This is a genomic window from Micromonospora sp. NPDC057141 (assembly GCF_042670805.1).
GTDB lineage: Bacteria > Actinomycetota > Actinomycetes > Mycobacteriales > Micromonosporaceae > Micromonospora.
The window spans coordinates 63914-90147 of record NZ_JBHUVA010000002.1 but is presented as its reverse complement, the minus strand read 5'-3'; the positions used below and the strand labels follow the sequence as shown (position 1 = coordinate 90147).

23 protein-coding genes are annotated in these 26234 nt (G+C 74.2%); 14 read left to right on the top strand and 9 right to left on the bottom strand.

Annotated features, from left to right (window positions below):
- Positions 1–51: 51 nt before the first annotated feature.
- Positions 52–963: a helix-turn-helix transcriptional regulator gene (locus ACFT41_RS02305; protein WP_377581541.1), complete on the bottom strand. Its 912-nt coding sequence runs from the start codon at positions 961–963 to the stop codon at positions 52–54.
- Positions 964–1118: 155 nt separating this feature from the next.
- Here ACFT41_RS02305 and ACFT41_RS02300 point away from each other — a divergent pair, with 155 nt between their 5' ends.
- From ACFT41_RS02300 to ACFT41_RS02285, 4 genes are read left to right on the top strand one after another with little or no spacing between them, the layout of a single operon-like run.
- Entirely contained in the window at positions 1119–2582 is a 1464-nt protein-coding gene (locus tag ACFT41_RS02300; RefSeq protein WP_377581538.1) for an MFS transporter, read from the top strand.
- 46 nt (positions 2583–2628) lie between these two features.
- On the top strand, positions 2629–3534 hold the full coding sequence (locus ACFT41_RS02295) for an alpha/beta hydrolase (RefSeq protein ID WP_377581535.1): 906 nt from the start codon (positions 2629–2631) through the stop codon (positions 3532–3534).
- Positions 3531–4064, top strand: a complete 534-nt coding sequence (locus tag ACFT41_RS02290; RefSeq protein WP_377581532.1) for a hypothetical protein — start codon at positions 3531–3533, stop codon at positions 4062–4064. The genes ACFT41_RS02295 and ACFT41_RS02290 overlap by 4 nt, the downstream gene beginning before the upstream one ends.
- A complete protein-coding gene (locus ACFT41_RS02285; RefSeq protein WP_377581530.1) occupies positions 4061–4996 on the top strand; it encodes an MsnO8 family LLM class oxidoreductase in 936 nt (311 codons plus the stop codon). The genes ACFT41_RS02290 and ACFT41_RS02285 overlap by 4 nt, the downstream gene beginning before the upstream one ends.
- Positions 4997–5125: 129 nt before the next feature.
- Here the strand turns inward: ACFT41_RS02285 and ACFT41_RS02280 are convergent, their stop codons facing one another.
- Positions 5126–5854: a prepilin peptidase gene (locus ACFT41_RS02280; protein ID WP_377581528.1), complete on the bottom strand. Its 729-nt coding sequence runs from the start codon at positions 5852–5854 to the stop codon at positions 5126–5128.
- Between the two features lie 10 nt (positions 5855–5864).
- Positions 5865–6881, bottom strand: a complete 1017-nt coding sequence (locus ACFT41_RS02275; RefSeq protein WP_377581525.1) for an EamA family transporter — start codon at positions 6879–6881, stop codon at positions 5865–5867.
- A 735-nt stretch (positions 6882–7616) separates the two neighbouring features.
- Between ACFT41_RS02275 and ACFT41_RS02270 the strand changes: the two genes are divergently transcribed.
- From ACFT41_RS02270 to ACFT41_RS02260, 3 genes are all read left to right on the top strand, one after another.
- Positions 7617–8042 carry a hypothetical protein gene (locus ACFT41_RS02270; RefSeq protein ID WP_377581521.1) on the top strand — a complete coding sequence of 142 codons (426 nt, stop codon included), beginning with the start codon at positions 7617–7619 and terminating at the stop codon, positions 8040–8042.
- A 321-nt stretch (positions 8043–8363) separates the two neighbouring features.
- On the top strand, positions 8364–8804 hold the full coding sequence (locus tag ACFT41_RS02265; protein ID WP_377581606.1) for a hypothetical protein: 441 nt from the start codon (positions 8364–8366) through the stop codon (positions 8802–8804).
- Between the two features lie 190 nt (positions 8805–8994).
- Positions 8995–10230: an ATP-binding protein gene (locus ACFT41_RS02260; RefSeq protein WP_043960942.1), complete on the top strand. Its 1236-nt coding sequence runs from the start codon at positions 8995–8997 to the stop codon at positions 10228–10230.
- A gap of 48 nt (positions 10231–10278) precedes the next feature.
- Here ACFT41_RS02260 and ACFT41_RS02255 read toward each other — a convergent pair whose 3' ends face one another.
- Positions 10279–10824 carry a GNAT family N-acetyltransferase gene (locus tag ACFT41_RS02255; RefSeq protein ID WP_377581518.1) on the bottom strand — a complete coding sequence of 182 codons (546 nt, stop codon included), beginning with the start codon at positions 10822–10824 and terminating at the stop codon, positions 10279–10281.
- A gap of 192 nt (positions 10825–11016) precedes the next feature.
- On the opposite strand from ACFT41_RS02255, the gene ACFT41_RS02250 reads away from it, so the two are divergent.
- Together ACFT41_RS02250 and ACFT41_RS02245 are read left to right on the top strand one after the other, a co-directional pair.
- The gene (locus ACFT41_RS02250) at positions 11017–11562 is read left to right on the top strand and encodes a DoxX family protein (RefSeq protein ID WP_377581516.1); all 546 of its coding nucleotides are present in this window, start codon (positions 11017–11019) and stop codon (positions 11560–11562) included.
- A 214-nt stretch (positions 11563–11776) separates the two neighbouring features.
- The gene (locus ACFT41_RS02245; protein WP_377581514.1) at positions 11777–13222 is read left to right on the top strand and encodes a glycosyltransferase 87 family protein; all 1446 of its coding nucleotides are present in this window, start codon (positions 11777–11779) and stop codon (positions 13220–13222) included.
- Here the strand turns inward: ACFT41_RS02245 and ACFT41_RS02240 are convergent.
- From ACFT41_RS02240 to moaC, 4 genes are all read right to left on the bottom strand, one after another.
- Positions 13209–13628, bottom strand: coding sequence for a molybdenum cofactor biosynthesis protein MoaE (locus tag ACFT41_RS02240; protein WP_377581511.1), 420 nt, complete (start codon positions 13626–13628; stop codon positions 13209–13211). The two genes, ACFT41_RS02245 and ACFT41_RS02240, sit on opposite strands and share 14 nt — an antisense overlap.
- On the bottom strand, positions 13622–14881 hold the full coding sequence (locus tag ACFT41_RS02235) for a molybdopterin molybdotransferase MoeA (protein ID WP_377581509.1): 1260 nt from the start codon (positions 14879–14881) through the stop codon (positions 13622–13624). Before ACFT41_RS02235 ends, ACFT41_RS02240 begins: the two co-directional genes overlap by 7 nt.
- Before the next feature lie 116 nt (positions 14882–14997).
- Positions 14998–15468 (bottom strand): molybdenum cofactor biosynthesis protein B, encoded by a 471-nt coding sequence (locus tag ACFT41_RS02230; RefSeq protein ID WP_377581507.1) that lies wholly within the window; start codon positions 15466–15468, stop codon positions 14998–15000.
- Positions 15465–15956 (bottom strand): cyclic pyranopterin monophosphate synthase MoaC, encoded by a 492-nt coding sequence (gene moaC / locus ACFT41_RS02225; RefSeq protein WP_377581504.1) that lies wholly within the window; start codon positions 15954–15956, stop codon positions 15465–15467. Before moaC ends, ACFT41_RS02230 begins: the two co-directional genes overlap by 4 nt.
- A 629-nt stretch (positions 15957–16585) precedes the next feature.
- Here moaC and ACFT41_RS02220 point away from each other — a divergent pair.
- From ACFT41_RS02220 to ACFT41_RS02205, 4 genes are read left to right on the top strand one after another with little or no spacing between them, the layout of a single operon-like run.
- A complete protein-coding gene (locus tag ACFT41_RS02220) occupies positions 16586–19108 on the top strand; it encodes a putative bifunctional diguanylate cyclase/phosphodiesterase (protein ID WP_377581502.1) in 2523 nt (840 codons plus the stop codon).
- Positions 19105–20454 carry a glycosyltransferase 87 family protein gene (locus ACFT41_RS02215; RefSeq protein ID WP_377581499.1) on the top strand — a complete coding sequence of 450 codons (1350 nt, stop codon included), beginning with the start codon at positions 19105–19107 and terminating at the stop codon, positions 20452–20454. Before ACFT41_RS02220 ends, ACFT41_RS02215 begins: the two co-directional genes overlap by 4 nt.
- Before the next feature lie 59 nt (positions 20455–20513).
- Positions 20514–21149 carry a phosphoribosyltransferase gene (locus tag ACFT41_RS02210; protein ID WP_377581497.1) on the top strand — a complete coding sequence of 212 codons (636 nt, stop codon included), beginning with the start codon at positions 20514–20516 and terminating at the stop codon, positions 21147–21149.
- 22 nt (positions 21150–21171) lie between these two features.
- A complete protein-coding gene (locus tag ACFT41_RS02205; protein ID WP_377581494.1) occupies positions 21172–21576 on the top strand; it encodes a zf-TFIIB domain-containing protein in 405 nt (134 codons plus the stop codon).
- Between the two features lie 146 nt (positions 21577–21722).
- On the opposite strand, the gene dnaB is transcribed toward ACFT41_RS02205, so the two are convergent.
- A complete protein-coding gene (dnaB, locus tag ACFT41_RS02200) occupies positions 21723–23924 on the bottom strand; it encodes a replicative DNA helicase (RefSeq protein ID WP_377613724.1) in 2202 nt (733 codons plus the stop codon).
- 418 nt (positions 23925–24342) lie between these two features.
- On the opposite strand from dnaB, the gene ACFT41_RS02195 reads away from it, so the two are divergent.
- Positions 24343–26115 carry a hypothetical protein gene (locus tag ACFT41_RS02195; protein WP_377581490.1) on the top strand — a complete coding sequence of 591 codons (1773 nt, stop codon included), beginning with the start codon at positions 24343–24345 and terminating at the stop codon, positions 26113–26115.
- Positions 26116–26234: the final 119 nt, after the last annotated feature.

Here is a 26234-nt window from a genome sequence, read left to right as displayed (position 1 = left end):
CCGACTTCGCAAGAAGCGCAATTTGCATGCCGGCGGCCGGCTTCGGGAGAATCAGTGGCGGCGCATGCTTTCGCTGCGGTTGCGACGCACCACCGGATCCTCGGTGGGCACGCCGGCTTTGAGAAGCTGCAACGCCGCTTCCGAGAAGGTGCCCGGGACCGCCGTGTACGTCAGCATCCGGTGCCCGGTGTCGTCGGACAGCTGGAGCGCCTCGAACTCCAGCTCCAGCTCCCCGACCTCGGGGTGGCGCAGGTATTTCGAACCGGAGAGGCACTTCTGCACGGGGTGCTTCGACCAGAGCGTGGAGAACTCCGGGCTCTTGACGCAGAGCTCCCCGATCAGGGCGGCCAGCTCCGGGTCGTCCGGATAACGCCCACTCACCAGCCGCAACGACGCCACCGCTCGGCTGCTCTCCTCCTCCCACCGCGTGTACAGGTCACGGGTGTGCGGGTCGAGGAACAGCATCCACGTCAGGTTGGGGCGGTCGGCGGGGCGGTTCGGGGCACTCTCGTCCAGGTGGCCGGCGAGCAGCCGGTGCCCCAGCTGGTTCCACGCCAGCACCTCGCTGCGCCGGCCGAGGACCACCGCAGGCACGTCACGCATCGCGTCGAGCAACCGGCGGGTGCCCTGGCGGGCCACGTCCGGCCGGACGGTCCGACGCCGCTTCGACGGCTGCGGCCGGGCCAGGTCGTAGAGGTGCTGCCGTTCGTCCTCGTTCAGCCCGAGCGCCCTGGCGAGGGACTCGATGACCGATTCGGACGCATTGCTGCTCTGCCCCTGCTCGAGCCGGGTGTAGTAGGTGGCGCTGACCCCGGCCAGATGGGCCAGCTCCTCCCGACGCAGGCCAGGCACCCGGCGGGCGCCGTAGGAGACAAGACCGACGTCCTCGGGGGCTACCTGCGCCCGACGACTGCGCAGAAAGGCACCCAGCTCACCCACCCCGAGCCCGTTCTCTTCCTTCATGGGGACCATCCTGCCTGAACCGTTCGGGGTCTGCCTGTCACTGTCAGTGCTAGACAGCCTCAGGATAGCGTCGGCAGAGGTCTGGCTGCCCCGGTCGACGGCACGCAGGGTGAAGGCACAAGCAGTTCACCTGGTCACCAAGGGAGTGACGCACCATGACAAGTCGCCAGCAGCTCAGCCCGCCGGAACTGTCGCAGCCGTCCAGCGGAATGACCAAGCGGGAACGGTTGGTCCTCGCCGTCCTGCTCACGGCGAGTTTCACTCTCGCTGTCGACTTCTCCATCCTCAACGTCGCCCTGCCGGTCATCGGGAACGACGTCGGCTTCTCCCTGGAGAACCTCCAGTGGATCGCCACCTCCTTCGCCCTGTTCGCCGCTGGCTGCACCCTGCTGTTCGGCCGCGTCGCAGACCTCTTCGGCCGGCGTCGGCTCTTCCTCGCCGGCATCCTGCTGCTGGGCGTGTCGTCCCTGGTCGGCGGCGTCGCCAACAGCCCCGGTCTGCTGCTGGTCGCGCGCGTCGCCCAGGGCCTTGCCACCGCCGCGGTCATACCGGCGGCGCTCTCGCTGCTCACCACCTCGTTCCGGGAGGGACCCGCTCGGGACCGGGCGCTCGGCCTGAACGGAGCGCTGATGGCCGCCGGCTTCACCACCGGGGCGATCCTCGGCGGCGTCCTGACCGACCTGCTCAGCTGGCGCTGGGCGTTCTTCATCAACGTGCTCGTCGCGGTCGTCGTGCTGCTGATCGCGCCGGCGGTGCTCACGGAGAGCCGCCCCGCCGAGCGTCCCCGCCTCGACGTCCCCGGCGCCGTCACCGTGACCGCCGGTCTGCTGGCCCTGGTGTACGGCCTCACCATCGCCGGTGAGAAGTCCTGGACCGACCCGGTCGCGCTGGGCTCGCTCGCCGTCGCCGCCGTCCTGCTGATCACGTTCTTCATGATCGAGCGTCGGGCGGAGGCACCGCTGGTACCGGTCCAGATCCTGCGTCGCCCGACGGTCGGCATCGGCAACCTCGCGGGCCTGCTTGCCTTCGCCACCGAGACCTCGCTGGTCTTCCTGCTCACCCTCTACCTGCAGAAGGTGCTCGGCTACTCGGCCCTGGCCGCCGGCCTGTCCTTCGCCGTCCTCGGCGTCGGCACCGTCCTCGGCGGCATGGTCGGTCCGAAGATCATCGGTCGGCTGGGCAGCGCCCGCGCCATCGTCGTGGGCTTGCTCGCGCAGGCCGCCGCGACCCTCCCGTTGATCTTCCTCGGCCCCGACTCCGCCTGGATGCCGGTGCTGCTGGTCGCCACCTTCCTCGGCGGCGTGGCGAACCTGATCGCGATCGTCGGCTTCATGGTCACCGCCACCTCGGGGCTACCCGACGGGGAGCAGGGCCTGGCCACCGGCCTGGCGACGATGAGCCAGCAGATCGGCATCACCCTCGGCATCCCGATCATGTCGGCGATCGTGACGGCACGGGTCAACTCGCTCGGCGGCGGGGAGAGCCCCTCGACCGTGCTCTCCGGGGTCTCCGCAGCCATCGTCGTCAACACCCTGCTCTGTGTGGCCACCGCCCTCGTCGTTGCCGTCACGCTCCGGGCCCCCCGGGAGGCGAAGGCACCCGCCGAGGTCGCCACGTGAGCCGGGCTCCGACGAACCCGCTCCACGCAGGAGGAGGGCCAGCGGCATGAACGTCAGGACCGGCCCTCTCCGGGAGGGCGCCGACGAGGACCCGGCCGTCGGCTGGACCGCCACCACCGTGGCCACGGAGAGTCGACAGGTGCCGATCCGCCTCTTCCGCCCCACCCGGGCCAGCGACCTCTGGTTGGTCTGGGCGCACGGCGGAAGCTGGACCGGCGGATCGGTGGGCGGGGCCTGGCACCACGCCTGCGCCGACCTCGCCCGGCTGGCCGGCGGCACGGTGGTCAGCGTCGACTACCGGCTGGCGCCGCGACACCGACACCCGGCGGCGCTGCACGACGTTCTGGACGTGATGGACTGGGCCCAGCGGCAGGCCGACCGCGAACAGCCCGGCAGCCGGATCGCCGTGGGCGGGGACAGCGCCGGGGGCACGCTGGCCTCCTGCGCCGCCCTCGTCTGGCGGGACCGGCACCGACCGCTCGGCGCGCAGGTGCTCGCGTATCCGCCGATCGACCCGGAGTGCGACGCCGCGTCCTACCGGACCGACCCGGCCAGCTTCCCCACCCGGGGCGGGCTGGTCGGGTCCTGGGAGGCCTACCGGGGGCCCGGATACCGGTTCGACGCCAGCACCGGGCACTACAGCACTCCGGCCGAAGCCGCCGACCTGACCGACGTCGCCCCGGCCGTGCTCGTCGTCGGCTCCCGGGACCCGGTCGCCGACGACGTCCGGGCGTACGCCGAGCGCCTCACCGGCGCCGCCGTCCCGGTCAGTTTCCGCGAGTTTCCCCAACTCGGGCACGGCGTGTTCCTGCGCCCGCCCACGCAGTCGAGCGGCCGGGACCGCGCCGCCGACGACCCGTTACGGAGCTGGCTCGGCGCCACCCTGCGCGAGGTGCTGAACCGGCCGCGCGATTTCTCCGCGACGACCCAGACCAGAAGGGCGATGTCGTGACGACCAACAACGTTTCCACCACCCAGGGATCCGCCGAGCCGCACCTGGAGGCTCTGCTGCGACATTTCGCCGACCTGCGGGACGGCACCCACGGCGACCTGGTACGCCGGGCCGACAAGGAGCGGCTCTTCACCGAGGCGGTCACCCTGCTGGACCCGTACGCGAGGCAGGCACTCCGCGAGATCGACGAGACGCTGTTGCTGAACTCCGGGCAGATCGAACTGGTCGGCCCCCAACCCAGCCGTGACGGCGGGCTGGCCGCGCTCTGGACGCTCTCCTGGCGGGAGCAGGAACGCGCCGGTGTCGCCCCGATCACCATCCACGCCCACTACGGCCGGGGCTTCCACCACCCGCACCTGCGCGGCGGCACGGTCGGCGAATGGCCGTTGAACGTCTTCAGCACCGCCGACGCCGCCGGCCAGATCGACACCCTGCGGGCCATCGCAGCGGCCGACCTGCACAACCTGGTCTTCCAGGCGGACTTCCGGATCGTACCGGCCACCCGGGCCCGAGCGGATGGTCGGCGATGACCCTCAGGCTCTCGGTGCTCGACCAGTCCCTCGTTCCCGACGGCACCACCTCCGCCACCGCCCTGCGGCAGACCGTGGAACTCGCCGCCGAGTTGGACGGCCTCGGCTTCACCCGGTTCTGGGTGGCCGAGCACCATCACGCCGCCGGTTTCGCCGGAGTGTCCCCGGACGTACTCGTCGCCACAGTGCTGGAGAACACCCGTGCCATGCGGGTCGGCAGCGGCGGGGTGTTGCTGCCCCGGCACGACCCGATGCGGGTGGCCGAGACGTTCACCGTCCTGGCCGAGCTGCACCCCGGCCGGGTCGACCTCGGCCTCGGCCGGGCCGGCGGGCCGGCGGAGACCTTCCCGGCCAAGCTCTCGGCACTGACCGCCGGCCTGCGACAGCTCGCGACCAGCCGGGCAGCGGCGGTGCCGCCGCAGGTCTGGCTGCTCGGCGCGGGGACCCGCTCGGCCCTGCTCGCCGCCGAGCGGGGCGCCAACTTCTGTTTCGGCCACTTCCTCGACCCCCGGCCCGCCCTGGACGTGCTCGACGCATACCGGCAGCGGTTCGTCCCACCGACCCCGCCGGCCCCCCGGCAGTCGGCGCTGGCCGTACGGGTCGTCGTGGCCGAGACCACAGAGGAGGTCCGGGACCTCACCGAAGCGGTGCTGCTGTGGCGCAGCAGGCGGGACCTCGGACACGACGAGCGCTTCCCCTCGCCCGAGGCCACCCGGCGGCACGACTGGACACCCGCGGAGCAGCACCGTCGGTTCGCCAACACCTCGGCGGTCTTCTGCGGCACCCCGGAGCAGGTGCGGACGGCGCTGACCCAGCTCGCCGACGTGCACGGCGTCGAGGAGCTCGTGATCAACACGCTGGTGCACGATCCGAAGGCCCGGCTGCGTTCCTACCAGCTCCTCGCCGAGGCGTTCGAGCTGGTCAGTCGCTAGCCGGCGGCCACCGGGAGGTGCGATGAGGACGGCGTCGCCCAGGTGATTCAGGGGTGACACCTGGGCGGCGCTCACCACCGCCGCTGAAGGGGCGGGGGCGCTGGGCCGGCCGGGGCCGGCGGGGTGCGGTCAGGCGGTGAGGGCCGCCAGCCAGGCACCGGCGAGTAGGGCCGGCCCGAGCGGCAGCAGGGTGTCCCGGCCTACCCGGCGGGCGGCCAGCAGGCCCAACACGGCCAGCCCGTGCAGCACGTGCGGCAGGACCAGCCCGGTCAGCAGCGCCGGCCAGCCCAGCCAACCGAGCGGCAGCCCCAGCGCGGCGGCCAGCTTCACGTCCCCGAAGCCGAGCCGCGAGCCGGGCAGGAGGGCGAGCAGCGCATACCCGAAGAAGGACAGCCCCGCCCCGGCCAGCGGCGCTAGCAGCCGATCCGGCCGGCCGTCGACCGCCGCCGCCGTGACCAGCCCGGCCACCGCGCCGAGCGCCGCCAGGCCGACCAGCGGGTCCGGCAGCCGCAGGCAGGCCAGGTCCACCGCCGCGAGCACCAGGCCGGCCGCCGCCACCGCGAGGAACGCCGGCAGCGCCGAGCCGACGCCGGGCGCGACGCCGAGCCCGCCGAAGACCACCGCGGCAACCGCCGCCCAGGCCACCACCCTCCCCCGGGCCGCCCCGCCCCGGCTGCGAACGGGCCGGCGGGGAACGAACCCGGTGGAAACCAGCCGGGGTACGGCGGTGAAGCGCCCCGTCAGCCACGGCACGAACGCCCCGATCACCGCTCCGATCAGCGCAAGGACGAGAACGCCGACGGTCGGCCGGCTGGTCAGGGCCAGGACGGCGACGGTCGGCGGGCCGGTGGTGGGCACCGGCCGGACGCTACCGCCGGGCGGGTCGGGCCGCCGTCCCGGTGGGCCGTCCGGGGCGTTCCGTGCTGACCACCAACGCGACCCCGGCGACGATCACCGCGCCACCGAGCAGCACCTGGGTGGTGATCGGCTCCGCGACCAGCAACGCGCCGAGCGCGACCGCGACCACCGGATTCACGTACGCGTAGGTGGACACCAGCGAGATCGGCGCGTGGTGCAGCAGCCAGACGTACGCGGTGAAGGCGACCAGTGAGCCGGCGATCATCAGGTACGCGAGGGCGAGCCACGACCGGCCGGTGACCCGCCCCGGGTCGAAGTCCCGCAGCTCGCCCCGGGCGGCGGCGAGCACGGTCAGCGCCACCGCGCCGGCGACCATCTCGTAGACGGTGGCGACGAACGGATCCGTGGGCATCCGCAGCCGCCCGGCCAGGAACGACCCGACCGACCAGCAGGTGGCCGCCACGACCACGGTCAGCGCGCCGGCCAGCGGAGCCGCGCCCGACCCACCGGTCGGCAGCACCAGCAGGACCAGGCCGAGGAAGCCCAGCGTCACCCCGGCGAAGGTCCACACCCGGGGACGGTCGCCGCCGACCGTCCGGAGCAGGACGACCAGCAGCGGAACCGTGGCGACCAGCAGCGCCGCGATACCGGAGGGCACCGCCGTCCCGGGCGGGCCCGACTCGGCGAGGACCACCATGCCGTTGCCGCCGGCCAGCAGGAGCACGCCGACCGCAGCGGCGGAGCCGAGTTGCCGCCGGTCGACGCGCAGGGCACCGGCGCCCCGGCGTACCCGGAGAACGAGCGCGAGCACGGCGGCGGCGGCGCCGAACCGGAGGCCGGCCGACGCGAGGGCCGGCAGCGACTCCACCGCGACCCGGATGCCCAGGTAGGTGGAGCCCCAGAGGACGTAGACGACGGCCAGCGCCGTCCAGATCAGCGCCGGTCGGGCCGCCGGCGCGGAGGGTCCGCCGGCCGGCTCCGGCACGTTCGGTAGGGGTGGCGTGACCCGCCGGGGTGGTGATGTCATCGGTTCGCCACGCTACGGTGACCACGGCGTCGGCGTCCCTGGTTGGTGGCCGGCCTCACCGCTCGGGGTAGGAGGGTGCGCATGTCGAACTACGGACCATCGGGTGAGGGTCCCGCCGGGCCGGGGCCCGGGCGACGGCCCGACGGCGGGTACGGCACGCCGGCCGAGCCGTGGGCGGACGACGCCTGGGGGCACCCGGATGCGGCGGGCCCGTCGCGCCGGTCGGCCGCACCGGAGCCGGGGTACCCGTCGCAGGGCGGCTACCGGCCCGAGCCGGGCCCACCCCCCGGCCACCGGCCCGAGCCGGGTCCGTATCCGACGTACGCCGGGCATCCGCCCGAGCCGGGTCCCGCCGGGCGTTACGGCCCCCCACAGCCCGGCCCGCAGCCGGCTGAGCGGGCACCGTGGCCGGGTGACCCCGGCCGGTTCGCGGCCGGTGCCCGGGAACCGCAGCCCGGCCCGTGGGGCGGACCCGGACCCCACGACCCGGGGCGCACCGACGTGTACCGGCCGGCGGGGGCCGGCCCGGCGCACCCCGGGGACCGGTACGTCGACGACCGGCAGCCCCCCACGCCGTACCCGAGATTCGGCGGAGCGCCGCCCTACCCGGGAGAGCCCGTGCCGCCGTATCCCCGAGGGGCCCCGCCGTCGTATCCCGGAGGGCCTGCGTCTCCGTATCCCGGGGAGGCCGGGCCGTCGTCGGACCGCAAGCGCCGTCGTGGTCCGCTGACCGCCGTGCTGGCCACCCTGGTCGTGCTCGCGCTCGTCGGCGGCGCGGCGGTGTGGTACCTGCTGCGGCAGGACGGTCCGCCGCCCGCCGCCGGTCCCGCCGCGCCCAGCGCCGATCCGACGGCGGAGGACACCCCGGCGGCGCCGACGGCCGCGCCCACCGCCCCGGCGCCCGAGTCGTCGGCGGACCCCCGGTTCGTCAAGGTGGGGCAGTGCGTACGCAACGAGGGGCCGGCCGGCGGCAAGCCCAAGCTGCTGATCAGCCCGTGCGGCCCGAAGACGTACGAGGTGCTGCGCCGGTTCGACGGGCAGACCAGTGGGGAGAAGGATGCCGAGGCGAAGTGCGCCAAGGTGACCGGCTACACCAACTGGTACTTCTTCGACAGCCAGCTGGACACCCTCGACTTCGTGCTCTGCCTGAAGCTCCGCTGAGTGCTCCTGCCCGAAGCTCCGCTGACCCCGCTCACCCGGTGCCACGCCCCCGTCCGCCACACCCCTGGGGAAGAGATGTCATCCTTCGGACCACCCGGCTCCGGCGCACCCGACGACCCGTACGCCCGGCCGCCCGCCGGCCCGCCGGGCTACCCACCGCCCCAGCCCGCTGCCGGCCAGCCCGGCGGTTACCCGCCCCCCGGCCCCTTTCCTCCCGTCACCCAGCCGGGCCCGGCCGGGCCGTGGGGTCCGCCGCCGCCTCCGGGGTACGGGCCCTCTCCCCTCGCCCCGCCCGCGCCGGGCAGGGGCCGCCGGATCGGCCTGATCATCGCCCTGGTGATCGTGCTGCTGCTCTGCCCCTGCCTCGGGCTGGCCGGGTGGGGGATCTGGCGGGTGGCCGACGACGACGGCTCGGCGGCGCCGACGGTGACCACGTCGGCGGCGCCTACGGGCGAGCCGAGCGACGCCGCGACGGAAGACCCGACGGCCGCCCCGACCACGGCCGAGCCGAGCCCGACCGAGGACGACGACCGGGACTTCGCCAGGGGTGACTGCGTGGTCAACGACGGCACGGACGCGAACGCCGACCTGCGGAAGGTTCCGTGCGGGCCGGACACGTACGAGGTCCTGCTGCGCATCCCGGGCACCACGAACGGCGACCGGTGCAAGACGGCGTCGCCGAACGCGACCGCCAACTTCGTCAGCGACAACCCGATCGACGCCCTCGACTACGTGCTCTGCCTGACGAAGCGCACGAGCTGAGGAGCCCGGGCACGCTGGGGTTGGGCCGGCGGGGTTCGCGCCGCCGGGCACAGAACCGCTACCCGAAACTAGGGCTGTCTAGCCTGGACGCTAGACAGCCCTAGTTTTGCCTCGACGGCCGGCGACACGCCGGTAGTGTCCTCTACGGATGTCTAGCCTCCCAGCTAGACGGCCCGATACTGTGCGATTCGTGGATCCGGTCCGCAACCCGTACGCCCCGGGCGCCGGCCAGCGCCCGCCCGAGCTCGCGGGGCGGGGGCGGGAGCTGGACGTCTTCGACGTCGTCCTCGAACGCATCGCGCGGGGCCGCCCCGAGCGCAGCCTGATGCTCACCGGCCTGCGTGGCGTCGGGAAGACCGTCCTGCTCAACACCCTGCGCTCGCAGGCGATCACCCGCCTCTGGGGCACCGGCAAGATCGAGGCACGGCCGGACCAGTCGCTGCGCCGCCCGGTCGCCGCCGCGCTGCACATGGCGGTGCGGGAGCTGGCGCCCCGGCACCGCGCCCCGGACCGGATCGACGCGTTCCTCGGGGTGTTGAAGGCGTTCGCCCAGCGGTCCGCGCCGACCGGGCGGGCGGGCGCGGCCCCGAAGCTGCGCGACCGCTGGCAACCGGGCATCGACGTGCCGGCCGCGACGGGCCGGGCCGATTCCGGCGACATCGAGATCGACCTGGTGGAGTTGCTCAGCGACGCCGCGGCGGTGGCCGCCGACGTGGGCACCGGCATCGCCGTCTTCATCGACGAGATGCAGGATCTCGGCCCCGAGGACGTCTCGGCGCTCTGCGCCGCCTGCCACGAGCTGTCGCAGCTCGGCGCGCCGCTGATCGTGGTGGGTGCGGGCCTGCCGCACCTGCCGGCCGTGCTCAGCGCGGCCAAGTCGTACTCGGAGCGGCTGTTCCGCTACCAGCGCATCGACCGGCTCGACCGGATCGCCGCCGACCAGGCGCTCTGCGCGCCGGCCGAGCGCGAGGAGGTGGAGTACGAGCCGAAGGCCCTCGACCTGCTCTACGAGAAGTCGGGCGGCTACCCGTACTTCGTCCAGGCGTACGGCAAGGCGACCTGGGACCATGCGCCGCGCTCCCCGATCACCGACGCGGACGTCCGGGTGGCCGCCCCCGAGGCGGAGGCCGAGCTGGCGGTGGGCTTCTTCGGCTCCCGGTTCGAGCGGGCCACGCCGGCCGAGCGCGAGTACATGCGCGCGATGGCCACCCTGTCCCTGGTCGAAGGGGACGCGGGCGGCCGGGACGACATGGACGCGGCCGTGCCGACCGCCGAGATCGCCCGCGCGCTCGGGCGCAAGCCGGCGAGCCTCTCCCCGGCGCGGGACGCGCTGATCAAGAAGGGGCTGATCTACTCCGGGGAGCGCGGCACGGTCGCGTTCACCGTCCCGCACTTCGGCCGCTACCTGCGCACCCAGCCCGCCTGACCGCCCCAGCACCCGGCCCGCCGGCGACACATGCCGGCCCGGCAGCGGTCAGACCTTCGACCAGGGCGGCGGGAACAGCACCTCGCCCCGGGGCACGGGGCCGTCCCCGCTGGTGCTGGCGGGCAGGACCAGCGCCTGCCACGGGTCGCCCAGGCCGGACCACGGGCTGGTCAGCCCCATCCGGTCGGCACGGGTGAAGCCGAACCGCCGGTAGTAGGCCGGGTCCCCGAGCAGCACCACGAGTCGCTCGCCGAGCTCGGTGGCGGCGTCCAGGGCGGCCTGCACCACGGCCGTGCCGTGCCCGATCCGCTGCCGGTGGGGGGCGACCGCCACCGGGCCGAGGGCCAGCGCCGGGGCGCTCCCGCCGTCGCCGCGCACCTGGACCCGGGTGAGCAGGGCGTAGCCGACCGCCTCGCCGCCGTACTCGGCGACCATGGCCAGCTCGGGGATCCAGGCCTCGGTGCCGCGGAGGTCCTCGACCAGCCCCACCTCGGGCGGGGTCGACACGTCCGGGCGGGCGAACGCGGCGGTCAGCACCCGCCGGACGGGGCCGGTGTCCGCCGGGCCCTCGGGACGCAGCCGCAGAGTCGTCACCCGGGCGAGGTTACCCGCCGAGCCGGGTCCACCACCGACGGTCGCCCCGATCGGCGTGGCGCTCCCATCGGCGACGCGCTTCGACCGGCACGACGGCCCGCAGGCCACGGGCACGCCCGCGACGTCCACGTTCGCCGATCGGATCGGGCCGTTGCAGGGGTGGCGACGCCCGCGACGGGGTATGACTGGTCCATGACACCCGTGCGTTCCCTCGCCCGCGTCATGTTGAGCGGCATCTTCGTGGTCAGCGGCGCCCGCAACCTCCAGCATCCCGGGCGGCTGGTGCCGGCGGCGAAGCCGGTCACCGACCGGGTGACCCCGCTGCTCCAGCAGGTCTCGCCCCGCATCCCCACCGACACCGAGACGCTGATCCGCGCCAACGCGGCCACCCAGCTCGTCGGCGGGCTGATGCTGGCCACCGGCAGGTTCACCCGCCCGGCCGCGCTGGTGCTCGCCGGCACGCTGATCCCGACGACCGCCGCCGGCCATCCCTTCTGGAACAGTGTCGACCCGGCCGAGCGGACGCAGAACCAGGTCCACTTCCTGAAGAACCTCGGGCTCCTCGGTGGGCTGCTGCTGGCCGCCGCCGACACCGAGGGCAAGCCGGGCCTGCGGTGGCGCGCCGGTCACCGGATCGGCCACTCGCGACGGTCGGTGGCCCGGGCCGTCCGCACGGCCCGCCGCGAGGCCCGGATCGCCGTACGCTCGGCCGCCACCGCCCGTCGACTGCCCGGCTGACCTGCGGCGCGACCCCGTTCCCGGTGGCCCGCCCCCGCCAACGCCGCGAATCACCTGAACCGCCCGGTAGGCGTTAACGCGGTGGAAATGTAAAAAACCAGTGTGGGATCGGACACGGTCGCATAACGCGGGAGGCATCAACGTGAGGCGCCGTTCTAGGCTCCGTGCTGGACCTGGACGGGTAGGACGACCTTGGTATGGGGGTGGCCACGCCATGCCGGCAACCGTCGGACGACGGATGGACCGCCTCGCCCCGGTCCGTCGCGCGACCCGTGGGGTCGACCGCAGGACGGCGGTACGGGCCGGTGTCGTGGCCACCGTCGCGTACGCGGCGTGGCTCGCGATCGGCGCTTTCGGGCGGCCGTACAACTTCTTCGACATGAAGATCTACCACGGCGCGGTGGTGTGGTGGGCGAACGGCAACGAGCTGTACGACTTCATCGCCCCCTCCACCACGCTCGGCTTCACCTACCCGCCGTTCGGCGCGCTGGTGATGCTGCCCATGGCGCTGGTGCCCGTGGACGTCGCCGGCTGGCTCAACGCGCTGGCGAGCATCGGCGCGCTCGCCCTCGTCCTGGCCGGGCTGCTGCGGCCGATCGTCGACCGGCTGGGCTGGCCGTTGTGGTACACGGTGGGCATCGCGACGCCGATGGCGATCGCCATCGAGCCGGGGCGTGAGACCCTCGGCTACGGGCAGGTCAACCTGCTGCTGTTCGCGCTGATCATGGCCGACCTGATCGGGCTGCGCTGGCGGGCGCGGCGGGGCACCCGGTTCGACGCCGCCGCCGGGCCGCTGCGGCGGTTCGTGTTCAGCGGGGCGTGGGCCGGGGTCGGGATCGGCCTGGCCACCGCCGTCAAGCTGACCCCGGCGCTCTTCATCGCGTACCTCATGATCACCCGACAGTGGCGGGCGGCGGCCACGGCGGTCGGCACCACGATCGGGGTGACCCTCGCCGGCTTCGCGCTCGTCGGCACCGAGTCGCGGGCCTACTTCGGCGGCGTGCTCTGGCAGACCGAGCGGGTTGGCGCGGCCGACATGACCCCGAACCAGTCCCTCGCCGGCCTGCTGGCGCGGCTCTACGACTCGATCGAGACCCCCGGGCTGCTCTGGCTGTCGTTCTCGGTGCTGATGCTCGCGCTCGGGCTGTCCCGGGCCGTCAGCGCGCGCGCCGACGGTGACGAGCTGACCGCGTTCACCCTGGTCGGGCTCACCGCGAACGTCGTCAGCCCGATCTCCTGGTCGCACCACCTGGTCTGGGTCGTCCCGGCGGTCGTCGTCCTGGCCGACGCCGCGCTACGCCGCCGGGAGGCGAGCCGGGGCGTGGTGCAGCGCCCCGGCCAGGCGTCGTCCTATGGTGGGCTGCCCGGGGTCAACGGGCTGCGCCCGCCGATCTGGTATCCGACGCTGACCGGCCTGCGGCACGGCGTGGCGGCGGTGGGGCTCTACCTGCTGTTCCTGATCTCGCCCATCTGGCCGTACGAGCACCAGCTACCCGAGGTGTCGCACTACCAGGACGGCCTGTTCGGCGCGCTGATGGAAAACTCGCTGGCCGTGGCCCTGATCGTGCTCGTCGCCGCGCTGCCGTGGCGGCCGGGTGCCGAGCCGGCCTTCTACGCCGACCGCTTCGGCCGCGCCGCGGGTGCCGTCAGGGGCAGTTGACCCACTCCTCGGTGCCGTCGGCGAAGACCTGCCGCTTCCAGATCGGCAGCCGCGCCTTCACCTCGTCGACGAGCCGGGCGCAGGCGGTGAACGCGGCGGCCCGGTGCGCGGTGCTCACCGCCGCCACCAGGGCCGCGTCGCCGATGGCGAGCGGGCCGACGCGGTGCGACACGGCGACCGCGTGGACGTCCGGGTCGGCGGCCACCTCGGCGGCGACCTCCCGGAGCACGGCGGCGGCGCTCGGGTGCCCCTCGTACTCCAGGCTGAGCACCGCGCGGCCGTGGTCGTGGTCGCGGACCACGCCCTGGAACGACACCACCGCCCCGGCCCGCCGGTCGGCCACCGCCGCCTCGTGCGCGGCCAGGTCCAGCGGCTCGGTGGTGACCGTGCCGAAGACGGTCACCACGACCGCTCCCCTGGGACCAGGGGCAGCGGCACGACCGGCACCCGCGCGCCCGGCTCGCCGGTCGTGCCGGGACGGATGACCGCGAAGCCGTCGGCACTGGCCAGCCCGCGCAGCATCGCCGACCCGACGTGCCGGACCGGGTGGGCGGTGCCGGCGACCCGGTCCAGCCGGACCAGTGCCAGGTGGGTGTGGTCGCCGCGCCCCGGCACCGCCTCGGCCAGCGTGGCGTGCGGCAGCACCGGCATCGGCCGGCCCTGTAGGCCCGCCAGCAGCGGCGCGACCAGCGAGACGAGCGCGACGATCGCGGACTGCGGGTTGCCGGGCAGGCCGGCGACGAAGCGGACCCGGCCGTCCGGGTCGACCAGCCGGGCCAGCAGCATCGGGAACCCGGGACGGACCGCGACCGTGTTGACCACGTAGTCCGCGCCGAGCGCCTCCAGGGTGGGGTGCAGGTGGTCGACCGGGCCGTGCATCGTCCCGCCCGTGGTGCAGACCAGGTCGGCGGTGGCCAGCGCGGCGCGCAGGGCCGCGACGTGCGCCGGCAGCGTGTCCGCCACCGGGCCGACCACGTCGGCGGGGCGCACCTGGCAGCCGTACCGCCGCAGCCACGCCGGCACGGCCGGCCCGAGGGCGTCGCGGACCCGGCCGGCGGCCGGCGGCCCCGACGTCAGCAGCTCGTCGCCGAAGACCAGCAGCGCGGCGCGGGGCGGTCGGCGCACCCGCAGGGTGTCGTGCCCGCAGGAGGCGGCCAGGCCGATCACCGCCGGGTCGACCGGGGTGCCCGCCGGGAGCAGCCTCTCACCGGCGTACGCCTCCTCGCCGGGGTTGCGCCACTCCGGGCTCGGCCGGGGAGTGCCGGCGATCCGGCCGTCGGCGGTGCGGGTGGACTCCTCGACCCGCAGGATCGCGGTGACCCCCTCGGGCACCATCGCGCCGGTGGCGATCTCGACGGCGGTGCCGTCGTCGGGCAGCGGGGCCGGGCTGCCGCCGGCCAGCACCCGGCCGACGACCCGCCACGGCCCGTCCCCGCGCACCGCCCAGCCGTCCACGCTGGAGGTGGGGAAGGCGGGCAGGTCGGTGCGGGTGGTCAGCGGCTCGGCGAGGGTGTGCCCGTCGGTGTCGGCGAGCGGCCGGCCGACGGCGGGCAGCGCGGCGGCGAGGCCTACGGCGTACACCCGGGAGCGGGCCTCCTCCCAGCCGGCCGGCGGCGGTACGGCGACCTGTTCCGCGGCGGACGCGGTTTCCGTGCTCACCGGCCGAGCCTAGCGTCGGCCGGCGGGACCCGCCCCGCCAGTGGCCGCGCCGTCCCACGCCCGCCGCCCCGGGTCGCCGGACCGCGTCCGGACATCGGGCGGACCGGATGGACCGCTCAGTGGTCGCCGCCCCGGAGCTGGTCGACGGCGTGGGCCAGGATCGGGCCGAGGACGGCGAGGCCGTCGCGGGCGCCGCCGGTGGAGCCGGGCAGGTTGACCACCAGCATCCGGCCGACCACCCCGGCGACGCCCCGGGACAGCGCCGACGTCGGGACCCGGTCCCGGCTGTGCGCGCGGATCGCCTCGGCGATGCCGGGGATCTCGTGGTCGAGCAGCGCGCGGGTCACGTCGGGGGTGCGGTCGGTCGGGGTGATCCCGGTGCCGCCGCTGGTCAGCACCACGTCGACCCCGTCGGCGAGGGCGGCCCGCAGCGCCGCGCCGACCGGCTCGCCGTCGGGCACCACCACCGGGTCGTCGACCTGGCAGCCCAGCTCGCGCAGGCCGGCGACGAGCAGCGGGCCGCTGGTGTCGGCGTACACGCCGGCCGACGCGCGGTTGGAGGCGACCACCACCCGGGCGCGGATCACGGCCGGTCCGCCGGCCGCTGCCACAGGCCCGTCTTGCCGCCTTCCTTGCGCAGGACCCGCACCGCGTCGACCGACGCCGCCGGGTCGACCGCCTTGACCATGTCGACCAGGGCGAGGCCGGCGACCGCGACGGCGGTCAGGGCCTCCATCTCCACGCCGGTGCGGTCGGCGGTGCGGGCCGTGGCGGTGATCTCGACGGTGTCATCGGTCAGCGCGAGGTCGACCGTCACGCCGTGCAGCGCGATCGGGTGGCAGAGCGGGATCAGATCCGGGGTCCGCTTGGCCCCCATGATGCCGGCGAGCCGGCCGACGGCGAGCGCGTCGCCCTTGGGCAGCCCGTCGCGGCGCAGCAGGTCGACCACCTCGCCGGTGGTGCGCAGCCGGCCGGCGGCCACCGCGAGCCGACCGGAGACCGCCTTGGCGGAGACGTCGACCATGCGGGCCGCGCCCGCGGCGTCGACGTGGGTGAGCTGCGCGGGGTCCGTCACGGTCGTGAGCCTATCCTTCCGGTACGCCCGGCTTCGGTTTCCGCCCATCCTGCGGGCAGTGCCAGCGACACAGCCGAGGTTGACTGAATCGGAAGACCTGTCCCCGATCGCCCAACGGGGCGGACAAGGAAATTGCGTCGGCCAGGCACCGTTTTCGCCGCGCGGGACGGACGGCCAACAGTGCAGCCGCGAGCTGCTCCGTGCATCACCGCCCGGGAGGGCACCCGCCGCTTCCACACACTCACGGGAAGAAACACCCGAAGCGTGGATGAACTGGAGAGGGCACCTCGCCACACTGGGTACCTGGGAAGCCGTACCCTTTGCAGGCCACGAAGCGCATGACACAGAACCGGCGAGCGCGACGCATTTCCATATGGAGCGCTCCGCATAGGCTCGGTGGACGCAAGGTAACAAATCACCCCCATCTTGGCTTATATTGCGCATACCGACATTTATCTGTACAGAAACGGATGACGCTGGCCTTAAGCTCCCCTACGTCAGACAGGAAGAACGGACGGCTGGGGGTCATGATGAAGTCGCACGAGTGGCACTGAAGACACTTCTCGGAGCAGGGAAACGCCATTACCCTGAGGGACGCATAGCCATCGGTGACAACGCGAGGACGATGGGTGTCTGCTCCGAAGGATCGACGGACCGGGACCGATCGGCGACTCCTGTCGCTAGTCGGTCTCGTCGTCGTTTGCGCATCCGCCGCCCTCGCCGTCTCCGCGAACCAACTACTGGCCGAGAACGAACCCGGCAACCCGGCGCTCTGGGCCGCGCTCGTCTCACTGGTGGCCGTCGGGGTCACCGTCAAGGTCCGGATCAGGATCAGAGCCACCAACCACGACATCGCCTGGACCGAAACCGCGATCCTCATCGGTCTGGCCGTCGCCCCGACCCCCACGGTGGTCGTCGCCACCAGCCTCGGCATAGCAGTCACCACCTGGTTGCACCGGCGAACCACCCTCAAAGCGCTGTTCGGCATCGGCAAGAACACGCTCGTCGCCGCTGTCGCGGGAGTGGTCCTGCACGCCTCCGGCTGGCACACCGGTGACAGCCTGATCGCTCACCTCGTCCTGCCGCTCTCCATGGCCTACCTGGCGGCCGTGGTCATCGACGAGTTGGTCACCCTCCCGGTCATCGCGATGGCGACCGGCGAACGACTGCGGGATCTGTTCCGGGAGGACTGGGGCCTCCGGGCCGCCACCGCCGCCGCCCGGCTCCTGGTGATCGTCGGGACCGTCTTCATCCTCCGGGCGGACAGCCGCCTTCTGCTCGCCGTCCCGCCCCTCGTACTGAGCCTGCACCTGCTCTACTCCAACCGGGTCCGCACCCGCACCGAGCAGCAGGCGTGGCAGCGGCTGGCCCGTACCACCGACGCGCTCAACGTCGTCGACCTCGACAAGGTCCTCACCACCGCCGTCACCCAGGCCGCCGAGCTCTTCTCCGCCGACGAGGTGGAGATCGCCCTGCGCGAGACCGGCCGGACCGTCCGCGGCTCCGCCGACACCCTCACGTACGACGGGCCGACCGATCCCGGCGGCACGGCGGACGGGTCGGTGATCTCCGCCCGCCTGGAGGGGCACGACCGCGCCGTTGACGTCGGCACCCTCCGCCTGCGGTTCCGCGGCCCCGTCCGGTTCTCCGAACGCGAGCAGTACACCCTGCGTACCTTCGCCTCGGCGCTGTGCACCGCGGTCCGCAACGCCCAGGCGTACGCCGAGCTGGCCCGCGTCGCCGACGAGCACGCGTACGCGGCGACCCACGACATCCTGACCGGCCTGGCCAACCGGCGGCACCTGCTGGACCAGGGAAGCGAGCAGCTCAACGCCCGGCACGCCGACGGGGTGACCGCCCTCGTGCTGATCGACCTCAACCACTTCAAGGAGGTCAACGACACCCTCGGCCACGCCGCCGGCGACCAGGTGCTCATGCAGGTCGCCGACCGGCTGCGCGGCGCCGCCCAGGGCGACGACCTAGTGGCCCGCCTCGGCGGCGACGAGTTCGCCGTGCTCCTGCGTGGCCTGCCCGCCCCGGCGGTGGCCGCGCACCGCACCGAGGCCCTGCTCGCCGCGCTGCACGAGCCCCTCGACCTCGACGGCATGCGGATCAGCGTGGAGGCCAGCGGCGGCATCTCCGTCGCGCCTGCCAGCGGCGGGATGCCCGAGTTGCTGCGCCGCGCCGACGTCGCGATGTACCAGGCGAAACGCGCCGGCCAGCGGATCTCCACCTACGCGCCGACCCGGGACACCGCCGACCTCGGCCGGCTCACCCTCGGCGGGGAGCTGCCCCGGGCGGTCGCCGACCAGGAGTTCACCGTCAACTTCCAGCCCATCGTCGACCTCGGCACCGGCGAAGTGACCAGCGCGGAGGCGCTGGCCCGCTGGCACCACCCGGTGCACGGCGTGATCGACCCGCTGCGCTTTCTGGAGGCCGTCGAACGCTCCGGCCTGCTCCCCGCGTTCGCCGAGGCGATCCTCGACCAGGCGCTCATCGCCGCCAACAGCTGGCGCGACGCCGGCTTCGACCTGCCGGTGGCGGTCAACGTGTCGCCGCGCAGCCTCCTCGACGCCCGTTTCCCCGGCTCCGTGCTGGCCCGGCTGCGCGCCCACGACCTGCCGCCGGACCGGCTGGTCCTGGAGCTGACCGAGACGCTGACCCTCAGCCAACTCGACGTGGTCGACCGGGTGCTCAGCCGGCTACGCGACGAGGGCGTCCGGCTCGCCCTGGACGACTTCGGCACCGGCTACTCGTCCTTGTCCCTACTCTCCCGCATCCCCGTCCACGAACTCAAGATCGACCGCAGTTTCGTGTCGGCCATGGAGGGGTCGGCCGAGGCCGCCGCCGTCATCCGGTCCACCCTCGACCTCGGCCGCAGCCTCGGGCTCACCGTCGTCGCCGAGGGGGTGGAGAGCGAACCGCAGCGCCGCGCACTCTGGGAACTGGGCTGCACCGCCGGGCAGGGCCACCTCTTCGGCCGGCCGGTGCCGGCCGGCACGCTCCTGTCCACCCTGCACCGCGGCTTCGGCGGCCGCACCGGCACCCTCGCCCCGCCGCTGCACGACGCGGGCACCGTGGTCCGGCTCCCCGCCGGGCGCCGGCAGGGCGGCCGCAGCCGGGGAGAGCGTCTGCCACACTTGCCCGCGTGACCGCCGCCACCGACCGGACCACCCGCGCCCCGGCGAGCTGGCGGAGGATCGACCGGGCCGCCGGTGGCCTTGCCCTCGACCTCGGCCTGTACGCCGCCTCCGCCGCGTTCGCGGCGGTCACCGCCGCCACCTCCACCCTCCCGGCGCACCGCGCCTGGGGGACCGTCGCCGCGTTCGGATACCTGCTCGCCGCGCTCGCCGTCGCCGGCCAGCTCGCCGCCCGCCACCGTCTCCGCCCAGCCGACCGGCCGGGCAGCCCGCACCGGGACGCCGCCGCGCCGCTCGCCGGGCTGCCGGCCCGCTGGGCGGTCACCGGGCTCGCCTGGGCCGGCGCCACACTGCTGCCACTGCTCCTGCAGAGCGCGCAGCGGGCGGCCGGCCGGACCGACCGGGCGCAGGAGGAGGTGGTGGTCGTCGAGCACAGCGGCAACCGCCTCGTCGAGACCGGCACGCCCTACCTCGGGCACGACGCGATCGCGGCGCTCCCCGCCGACGAGCGGCTGCTCGGCTACACCCCGTACCAGCCGGGCATGGCCCTGTTCGGCCTGCCGCGCGCCGTCACGGACGGCTGGTGGACCGACGCCCGGGTCTGGTTCGCGGTCGCCACCGCGCTGCTCCTCGCCCTGGCGGTGCGCGCCCTGCGCCCCACCGCGCCGACCGCCGCCAGCGGTCCGGTGGGCACCGGCGACCGGTCGGCGGCCGTGCTGCGCGGCGTCCAGGCGGCGACCGTGCTGCCGGTCTGCGCACTCACCCTCGCCACCGGCGGCGACGACCTGCCGGTGCTCGCCGGGTGCCTGCTGGCCCTCGCCCTCGCCGCCAGCGGGCGGCCGGGCCTGGCCGGGCTCGCGATCGGCGCGGCGGGCGCGTTGAAGCTGTTCGCCTGGCCGGTCGCCCTCGTGCTGATCGCCTGGGCGGCCACCCGCCGCTCCGCCGGGCGACTCGCCGTCGGCGCGCTCGGCGTGCCGGCGCTCGCCCTGCTCCCCGCGCTGCTCGTCGACCGCGACGCGCTGGTCGAGAACGTGCTGCGCTACCCGCTCGGCCACGGCCTGGTCACCAGCCCGGCGCAGTCCCCGTTTCCCGGGCACCTGATCGCGACCGGCCTGCCCGCCGGCCGGGTGATCGCCGCCGCGCTGCTCGTCGCCGCCGGGGCCGCGATCGCCGTCCGGCTCCTGCGCCGCCCGCCCCGCACGGCCACCGCCACCGCCCTGATCTGCGGGTACGGGCTGCTCGCGGCGATCCTGCTGATGCCCACCACCCGCTTCGGTTACCTGCTCTACCCGGCGGCACTGCTGGCCTGGGCGCCCGCCCTGACCCACCCCGCCCCGGGCCCCTCCACCACCCCCTGACCGGGGGTCTTCGCCGCCGACCGCCGGCGCGGCCGACCGGCACGGCGTACACCTGAGACATGACCATGACCTTCCGCGACCGGGAAGACGCCGGCCGGGTCCTCGCCGACCGGCTCGCCGGGCTGGTCGGGCACTCCGATGTCACCGTGCTCGGGCTCGTCCGGGGCGGCGCGCCGGTGGCCCGGGCGGTCGCCGAACGGCTCGGCGTCCCCCTCGACGTGCTGGTGGTCCGCAAGCTCGGCCTGCCCCTGGCCCCCGAGGTCGCCTTCGGCGCGCTCGGCCCAAACGGTGTGCGGGTCCTCAACGAGACGGTGGCCGCCCGGCTCGGCACCGGGGAGGTCGCCGAGGTGCAGCGCCGGGAACAGGCGGAACTGGAACGGCGCGAACGCCGCTACCGGGCCGGACGGTCCCCGCTCGACCTGACCGGCCGGACCGCCGTCGTCGTCGACGACGGCCTGGCCACCGGGGCCACCGCCCGCGCCGCCGTCCAGGTGGCCCGGCAACTCGGCGCCCGCCGGGTGGTCGTCGCGGTGCCCGTCGGCTCGCCGCAGGCGTACGAGATACTCGCCGCCGAGGCCGACGAGGTCGTCTGCGCCGAGCGGCCCGCCGACTTCGGCGCGGTCGGCGCCTACTACGAGGACTTCCACGAGGTGTCCGACGAGGAGGTAACCGACGCGCTCGCGGCGATCGGGTGACTTCACCAGGTACCTTCGGGTAATGCAGCTCACCTGTCCCAAGTGTCACGGAGACATGCGCCAGTACGAGCGCAGCGGAGTCGTCATCGACCAGTGCGGCGAATGTCGGGGGATCTTCCTCGACCGCGGCGAACTGGAGAAGCTGTTCGAGGCCGAGGCGAACTGGAACCGGCAGCAGTCGGCGGGCGCCCCGAACCCGGCACGGCCGGCCCAGACGCCCGGTGGCGGTTACCCGCCGCCCCCGCCGCCAGCCCACCAGCCGCAGCAGCCGGGCTACGGCGCGGTGCCCCCGCCGCCGCCCCCGACGCACGGCTACCCGCCGCCCGCCCCGGCCTACGGCGGGCACGGGCAACAGCACTACGGCTACCACGGCCACTACCGCCGCAAGAAGCACCACGGCGGTTTCCTCGGCGAACTCTTCGACTGACCCGTTCAGGCGATCGCCATGTCGGCGACGTGGGGGCATCCGGTCCCGGTGACCGCCCCACGTCGCCGGCATTGTGTGAGCCGTGCGGCACCGGGGCGGCCGGGGACCGGCCCCGCCGGCTCAGTGGCCGGGATCGCCCCGCCGGCTCAGACGATCGCCATGTCGACGAAGCGGGACAGGTGGAGCTGCGCGGCCACGGTGATGGAGTCGGTCGGCCCGTTCCTGTGCTTGGCGACAATGAAGTCCGCCTCCCCCGCGCGCGGCGACTCCTTGTCATAATAGTCATCACGGTGCAAAAGGATTACCACGTCAGCATCTTGTTCAATTGACCCAGACTCGCGCAAATCGGACAGTTGCGGTCGCTTGTCCGTGCGCTGCTCCGGGCCACGGTTCAGCTGGCTCACCGCGATCACCGGGCACTCGACCTCCTTGGCGAGCAGCTTGAGGCCACGGGACAGGTCCGCCACCTCCTGCTGCCGGCTCTCGGTGCGCTTCGGCGACGTCATCAGCTGGAGATAGTCGACGACGATCAGCTTCAGGTCGTGCTTCTGCTTGAGCCGGCGCGCCTTCGCCCGGATCTCCATCAGGTTCATGCTCGGCGTGTCGTCGACGAAGAGCGGGGCCTCGCTGATCTCGCCCATGCAGCGGGCCAGCTTGGTCCAGTCGTCGTCGGAGAGCTGGCCGCTGCGCAGCACGTGCAGCGGGACGCGGGCCTCCGCCGAGAGCAGTCGCATGACGATCTCGACCTTGCTCATCTCCAGCGAGAAGATCGCCGCCGCCTGGTTGGCCCGGATGGCAGCGTTGCGGGCGAAGTCCATGCTCGCGGTGCTGTTGTGCGTCGGGATCATCGACCAGCCGGCCAGGTAGAGGTGGTCCGGGTTGTCCACCGACACGCAGCGGACCGGGACGCTCGGCACCGGCCGCACGTCGACGACGAACCGGGCGCGGGAGTCCGGGGCCGTCCGCCGCCGGGCGGCGTGCGCCGCCTGCTTGTCCGCCAGGCGGAAGACGGCGTCGGGCGTCGAGAAGTTCACGGTGTACGCGCCGGACGGGCCCTCCCGCGCCGGCTGCTCGTCGACGGTGCACCGGTAGCCGAGGCCGACCACGAGTTCCCGGACGCACCCGATCAACCGCCGGGAGGTCGAGGCGTACCGGAGGCCCCCGTCGGGGGTCACCGTCCCGGCGGCGTCCATCAGGCCCGCGAGCAGCGCCCGGCGCTGGTCCTCCGACGCGCGGAGGTACTCCGGCGGGATGTGCGGCTCGGTGCGCTCCTCGCCGAGGCTCACCCCGAGGGGGTACGGCGCGACGGCGAGGTCCCGCTCGGGCAGTTGCAGCGGCGCGCAGTTCTCGACGGTGTGCCGGGGGCGCCGGTCCGCCGTGTCGGTGCGCAGCGTGGCGGCGATCTGGGCGGTCGTCACCGCGCCCTCTCGGGTGGTGGTCTTCCACAGGTGCTCGGCGTCGGCCACGATGACCGAGCCGTCGGAGAACTCGACCTCGTAGCAGGGGCGGTCGTGGCGCACCTCGAAGGCGGCCGTGACGGTGGTCGGGGTGCCGTCCGCCGCGAGAAGCCGGCCCCCGACCGTCACCTCGCCCATCGTGGTCCAGCCGTCGGGGGTGGGCAGCGGGGTGTCCAGCGCGAGCGCCTTGCCCAGACCGGGCCGGCCGGCCACGATGATCAGTTGGCCGGGGTGCAGGCCGTTGAGCAGCCGGTCGAGGTCGGTGAAGCCGGTCGGCACGCCGGTCATGACGCCGCCCTGGGCGCCCACCGCCTCGATCTCGTCGAGGGTCGGCTGGAGCATGTCCGCCAGGATGGCGAAGTCCTCGCTGACCCGGCGCTCGGTGATCTCGTAGACGGCCTGCTGCGCGAGGTCGACGACGTCGTCGACGTCGCGGCTGCCGTTGTTGCCGGTGCCGTACCCGAGCTGCACGATCTTGGTGCCGGCCTCGACGAGGCGGCGGAGCACGGCCCGTTCCCCGACGATGCGGGCGTAGTAGGCGGCGTTCGCGGCGGTGGGGACGGTCGCGATGAGGGTGTGCAGGTAGGGTGCGCCGCCGATGCGGGCGAGGTCGCCGGAGTCGGCCAGGGCGGCGGCCACGGTGATCGCGTCGGCGGGCTCGCCCCGGCCGTAGATGTCGAGAATGGCGTCGAAGATCGTGGCGTGCACCGGCCGGTAGAAGTCGTTGGACTTCAGGATCTCGACGACGTCGGCGATGGCGTCCTTGGACAGCAGCATGCCGCCGAGGACGCACTGCTCCGCAGCGACGTCCTGGGGTGGGGTCTTCTCGAACTGGCCGTCCCGCTGCGCGGGTGCCGGTGGCTGGCCGCCGCCCCGTGGTTCCGTCCGCATGTCGTCGGTGACCGACACGGGATCCCCCCTCCGCTGCGTCGGCGTGGACTATCGCTCCGCCGCCAGGCACGACGACGTCCGATCGGACCGGTCGGGTCGATCGGGGGGTCATCGCACCGTCGGTCGAGAGGCAACCATACGGAACCCGAGGTCAGCGACTCAACCAGGCCGGTGGACGAGCCTTGGGACAACCTGTGGACGCCGGTGGACAACATGTGCGCAGGGTGTGCACAGGTTGTGGATAAGTGTTGGGGAATTCCGGCCCGAAACGCCTCTACCTGCACAAACGTTGTCCCCACCCTGTGGATGAGAAATTTCTGGTGAGCTTCTCCGGCGCTTCGTCCCGTACTATCTCCTGCAAACGGCTACACCTGGACAGCGGATTGCACTTTCGGGTCAGAAGGGTCACGCTCCGGCCGTGAGACACCGGGACTGGGGACGCGGGGAGGGCAGCCCGCGCGAGTGGCAGCCGAGCCTCCCGTGGGACGCCTCCGGCGACCAGCCTCCGGCCGACTCGCACAGTTCGGCCGTCGAGCGCTACCGCACCCCGAGCCGCCGCCGTGCCGCGCGCCGTGGCCAGCAGGAACCGGTGGAGACGTACCTGCCGCGATGGGCGCTGGACTCGGGCGTCGAGCGAGCCGACGGTGGGGGTCGACACGCGGCGCGCGACGACGATGACGACGTCCGGCCCCACTCGGGCGCGGGCTGGCGCACCACCGAGACGACCACCAGTTGGCGGCGCGTCAGCGAGACGACGTGGCGGGACGTGCCCGCGATCGAAGCGGCCCCCGAGCGGGAGCAGCCGGGCGGGTGGCGGGACGTGCCCGCGATCGAGGCGGCCCCGGAGCCCGAGCGGTCCGGCGGGTGGTGGGACGAGGCTTCCCGCGACGAGGGTTACGTGGGCAGCCGGCGGGCCGACGAGGACGAGCCGGTGTCGGGCGCGGCGCGGGCTGCGCGGCCCCGCCGATCGTCGTCGCGCCGCCCTCAGGTGGTCTGGTCGGGTCTGGAGGACGTGGGCACCGCGACGGGCGCGGCCGGCGCGGACGCGGCGGAGAGCGGAGGACGGCGGACCCGCCGCAGCCGCCGGGCGGGCGCCGATTCCTGGTCCACCCGCCCGGCCGTGGACCCGTGGGAGCGGGGCGCGGCGGATACGCCGGAGGCCACCGCCGAGGTGGCGTCCTACCAGCCGGCGGTGGACCCGTGGGACGCCTCCGGCGTGCACGCGTGGGACCGGTCGACGGTCGAGAGCCGGTGGGAGTCACCCGACGGCGCGGCCCGCTGGGACCAGACCGGCGAAATCGGCGAAATCGGGCGCTGGGACCGCACTGGTGAGGTCGGGCGGTGGGAGGAGCCCGGGGACGCCGGGCGGTGGGACCACACGGGTGAGATCGGCCGGTGGGACCGCGCCGAGGAGGTCGGGCGGTGGGAACGGGCCGGCGAGGCCGGGTCTCGGGAACGGTCGACCACCGAGACGGGGCAGCGGGACCGGGTCGACGACGGCCGACGCTGGGATCGGGCGGCGGAACCCCGGTCCGGGGACGGCTCGATCGAGGGATGGTCCTGGCCGGAGCACGTGGAGGGGTTCTGGTCGGGCACCCGGCTCGCCGGAGACGATCCCCGGTGGATGGACGCTCCGGCGTCCGCGCCACGGTCGCCGGTGGTGCCGTACACCGCGCCCCGGCCGCGGTCGGCGCCGCGACGCCGGGCGGAGCCGGCTCGTCGCCGGGGCGAGCCGGTCGGTGGCGCGCGGGCGGTGGGCGTGCCATCCCGTCGGCGGGCGGAGTCCACGCCCGCCAGTAGGTCGTGGAACCGTCGTCTCGAGGACGACCTGCTCGATCCGGATCCGGGCGGGCCGTTCCGGCCGCTGGTCTACACGGCGGCGTGCTATCTGCTGCCGGCGGTGCTGGTCTTCGTCTGGCTGTTGACGCTGGACGGTCAGGCGCCGGCCGGCTGCGTCACGGACATCAGCGGTGGCGGCTGTGACTCGCCGCGGTCGCACGCCCTCGGTTCGCTGGTGGACGGGGCACCCCGGTTCGGCCTGGCGCTGGCCAGCAGCCTCGTGGTCGCGCTGCTGCTGCGGCGGGTCGGCACTACGTGGCGGTCGGCGACGGTGGCGCTGGCGGCGGCGGTGGTCGGCGGCGGGCTGTCGACGGTGATGATCAGCGCGGTGACCGGTCAGCCCATCGGTTGATCGTGCATGACCGCGCAGCGTCCGCAGCGTCCTCAGCGTCCCGCCCGCTGAGCGGAATCGTCCGCGCCGAACGCGAAAGGGCCCGAACCGGCGATCCGGTGCGGGCCCTTCGCGTAGTG

Bases quoted from the DNA above. Each gene is read 5' to 3' on its own strand.
- ACFT41_RS02305 (WP_377581541.1), bottom strand. From the start codon at position 963: ATGAAGGAAGAGAACGGGCTCGGGGTGGGTGAGCTGGGTGCCTTTCTG.
- ACFT41_RS02300 (WP_377581538.1), top strand. From the start codon at position 1,119: ATGACAAGTCGCCAGCAGCTCAGCCCGCCGGAACTGTCGCAGCCGTCC.
- ACFT41_RS02295 (WP_377581535.1), top strand. From the start codon at position 2,629: ATGAACGTCAGGACCGGCCCTCTCCGGGAGGGCGCCGACGAGGACCCG.
- ACFT41_RS02285 (WP_377581530.1), top strand. From the start codon at position 4,061: ATGACCCTCAGGCTCTCGGTGCTCGACCAGTCCCTCGTTCCCGACGGC.
- ACFT41_RS02275 (WP_377581525.1), bottom strand. From the start codon at position 6,881: ATGACATCACCACCCCGGCGGGTCACGCCACCCCTACCGAACGTGCCG.
- ACFT41_RS02250 (WP_377581516.1), top strand. From the start codon at position 11,017: ATGACACCCGTGCGTTCCCTCGCCCGCGTCATGTTGAGCGGCATCTTC.
- ACFT41_RS02245 (WP_377581514.1), top strand. From the start codon at position 11,777: ATGCCGGCAACCGTCGGACGACGGATGGACCGCCTCGCCCCGGTCCGT.
- ACFT41_RS02210 (WP_377581497.1), top strand. From the start codon at position 20,514: ATGACCATGACCTTCCGCGACCGGGAAGACGCCGGCCGGGTCCTCGCC.
- ACFT41_RS02205 (WP_377581494.1), top strand. From the start codon at position 21,172: ATGCAGCTCACCTGTCCCAAGTGTCACGGAGACATGCGCCAGTACGAG.
- dnaB (WP_377613724.1), bottom strand. From the start codon at position 23,924: ATGCGGACGGAACCACGGGGCGGCGGCCAGCCACCGGCACCCGCGCAG.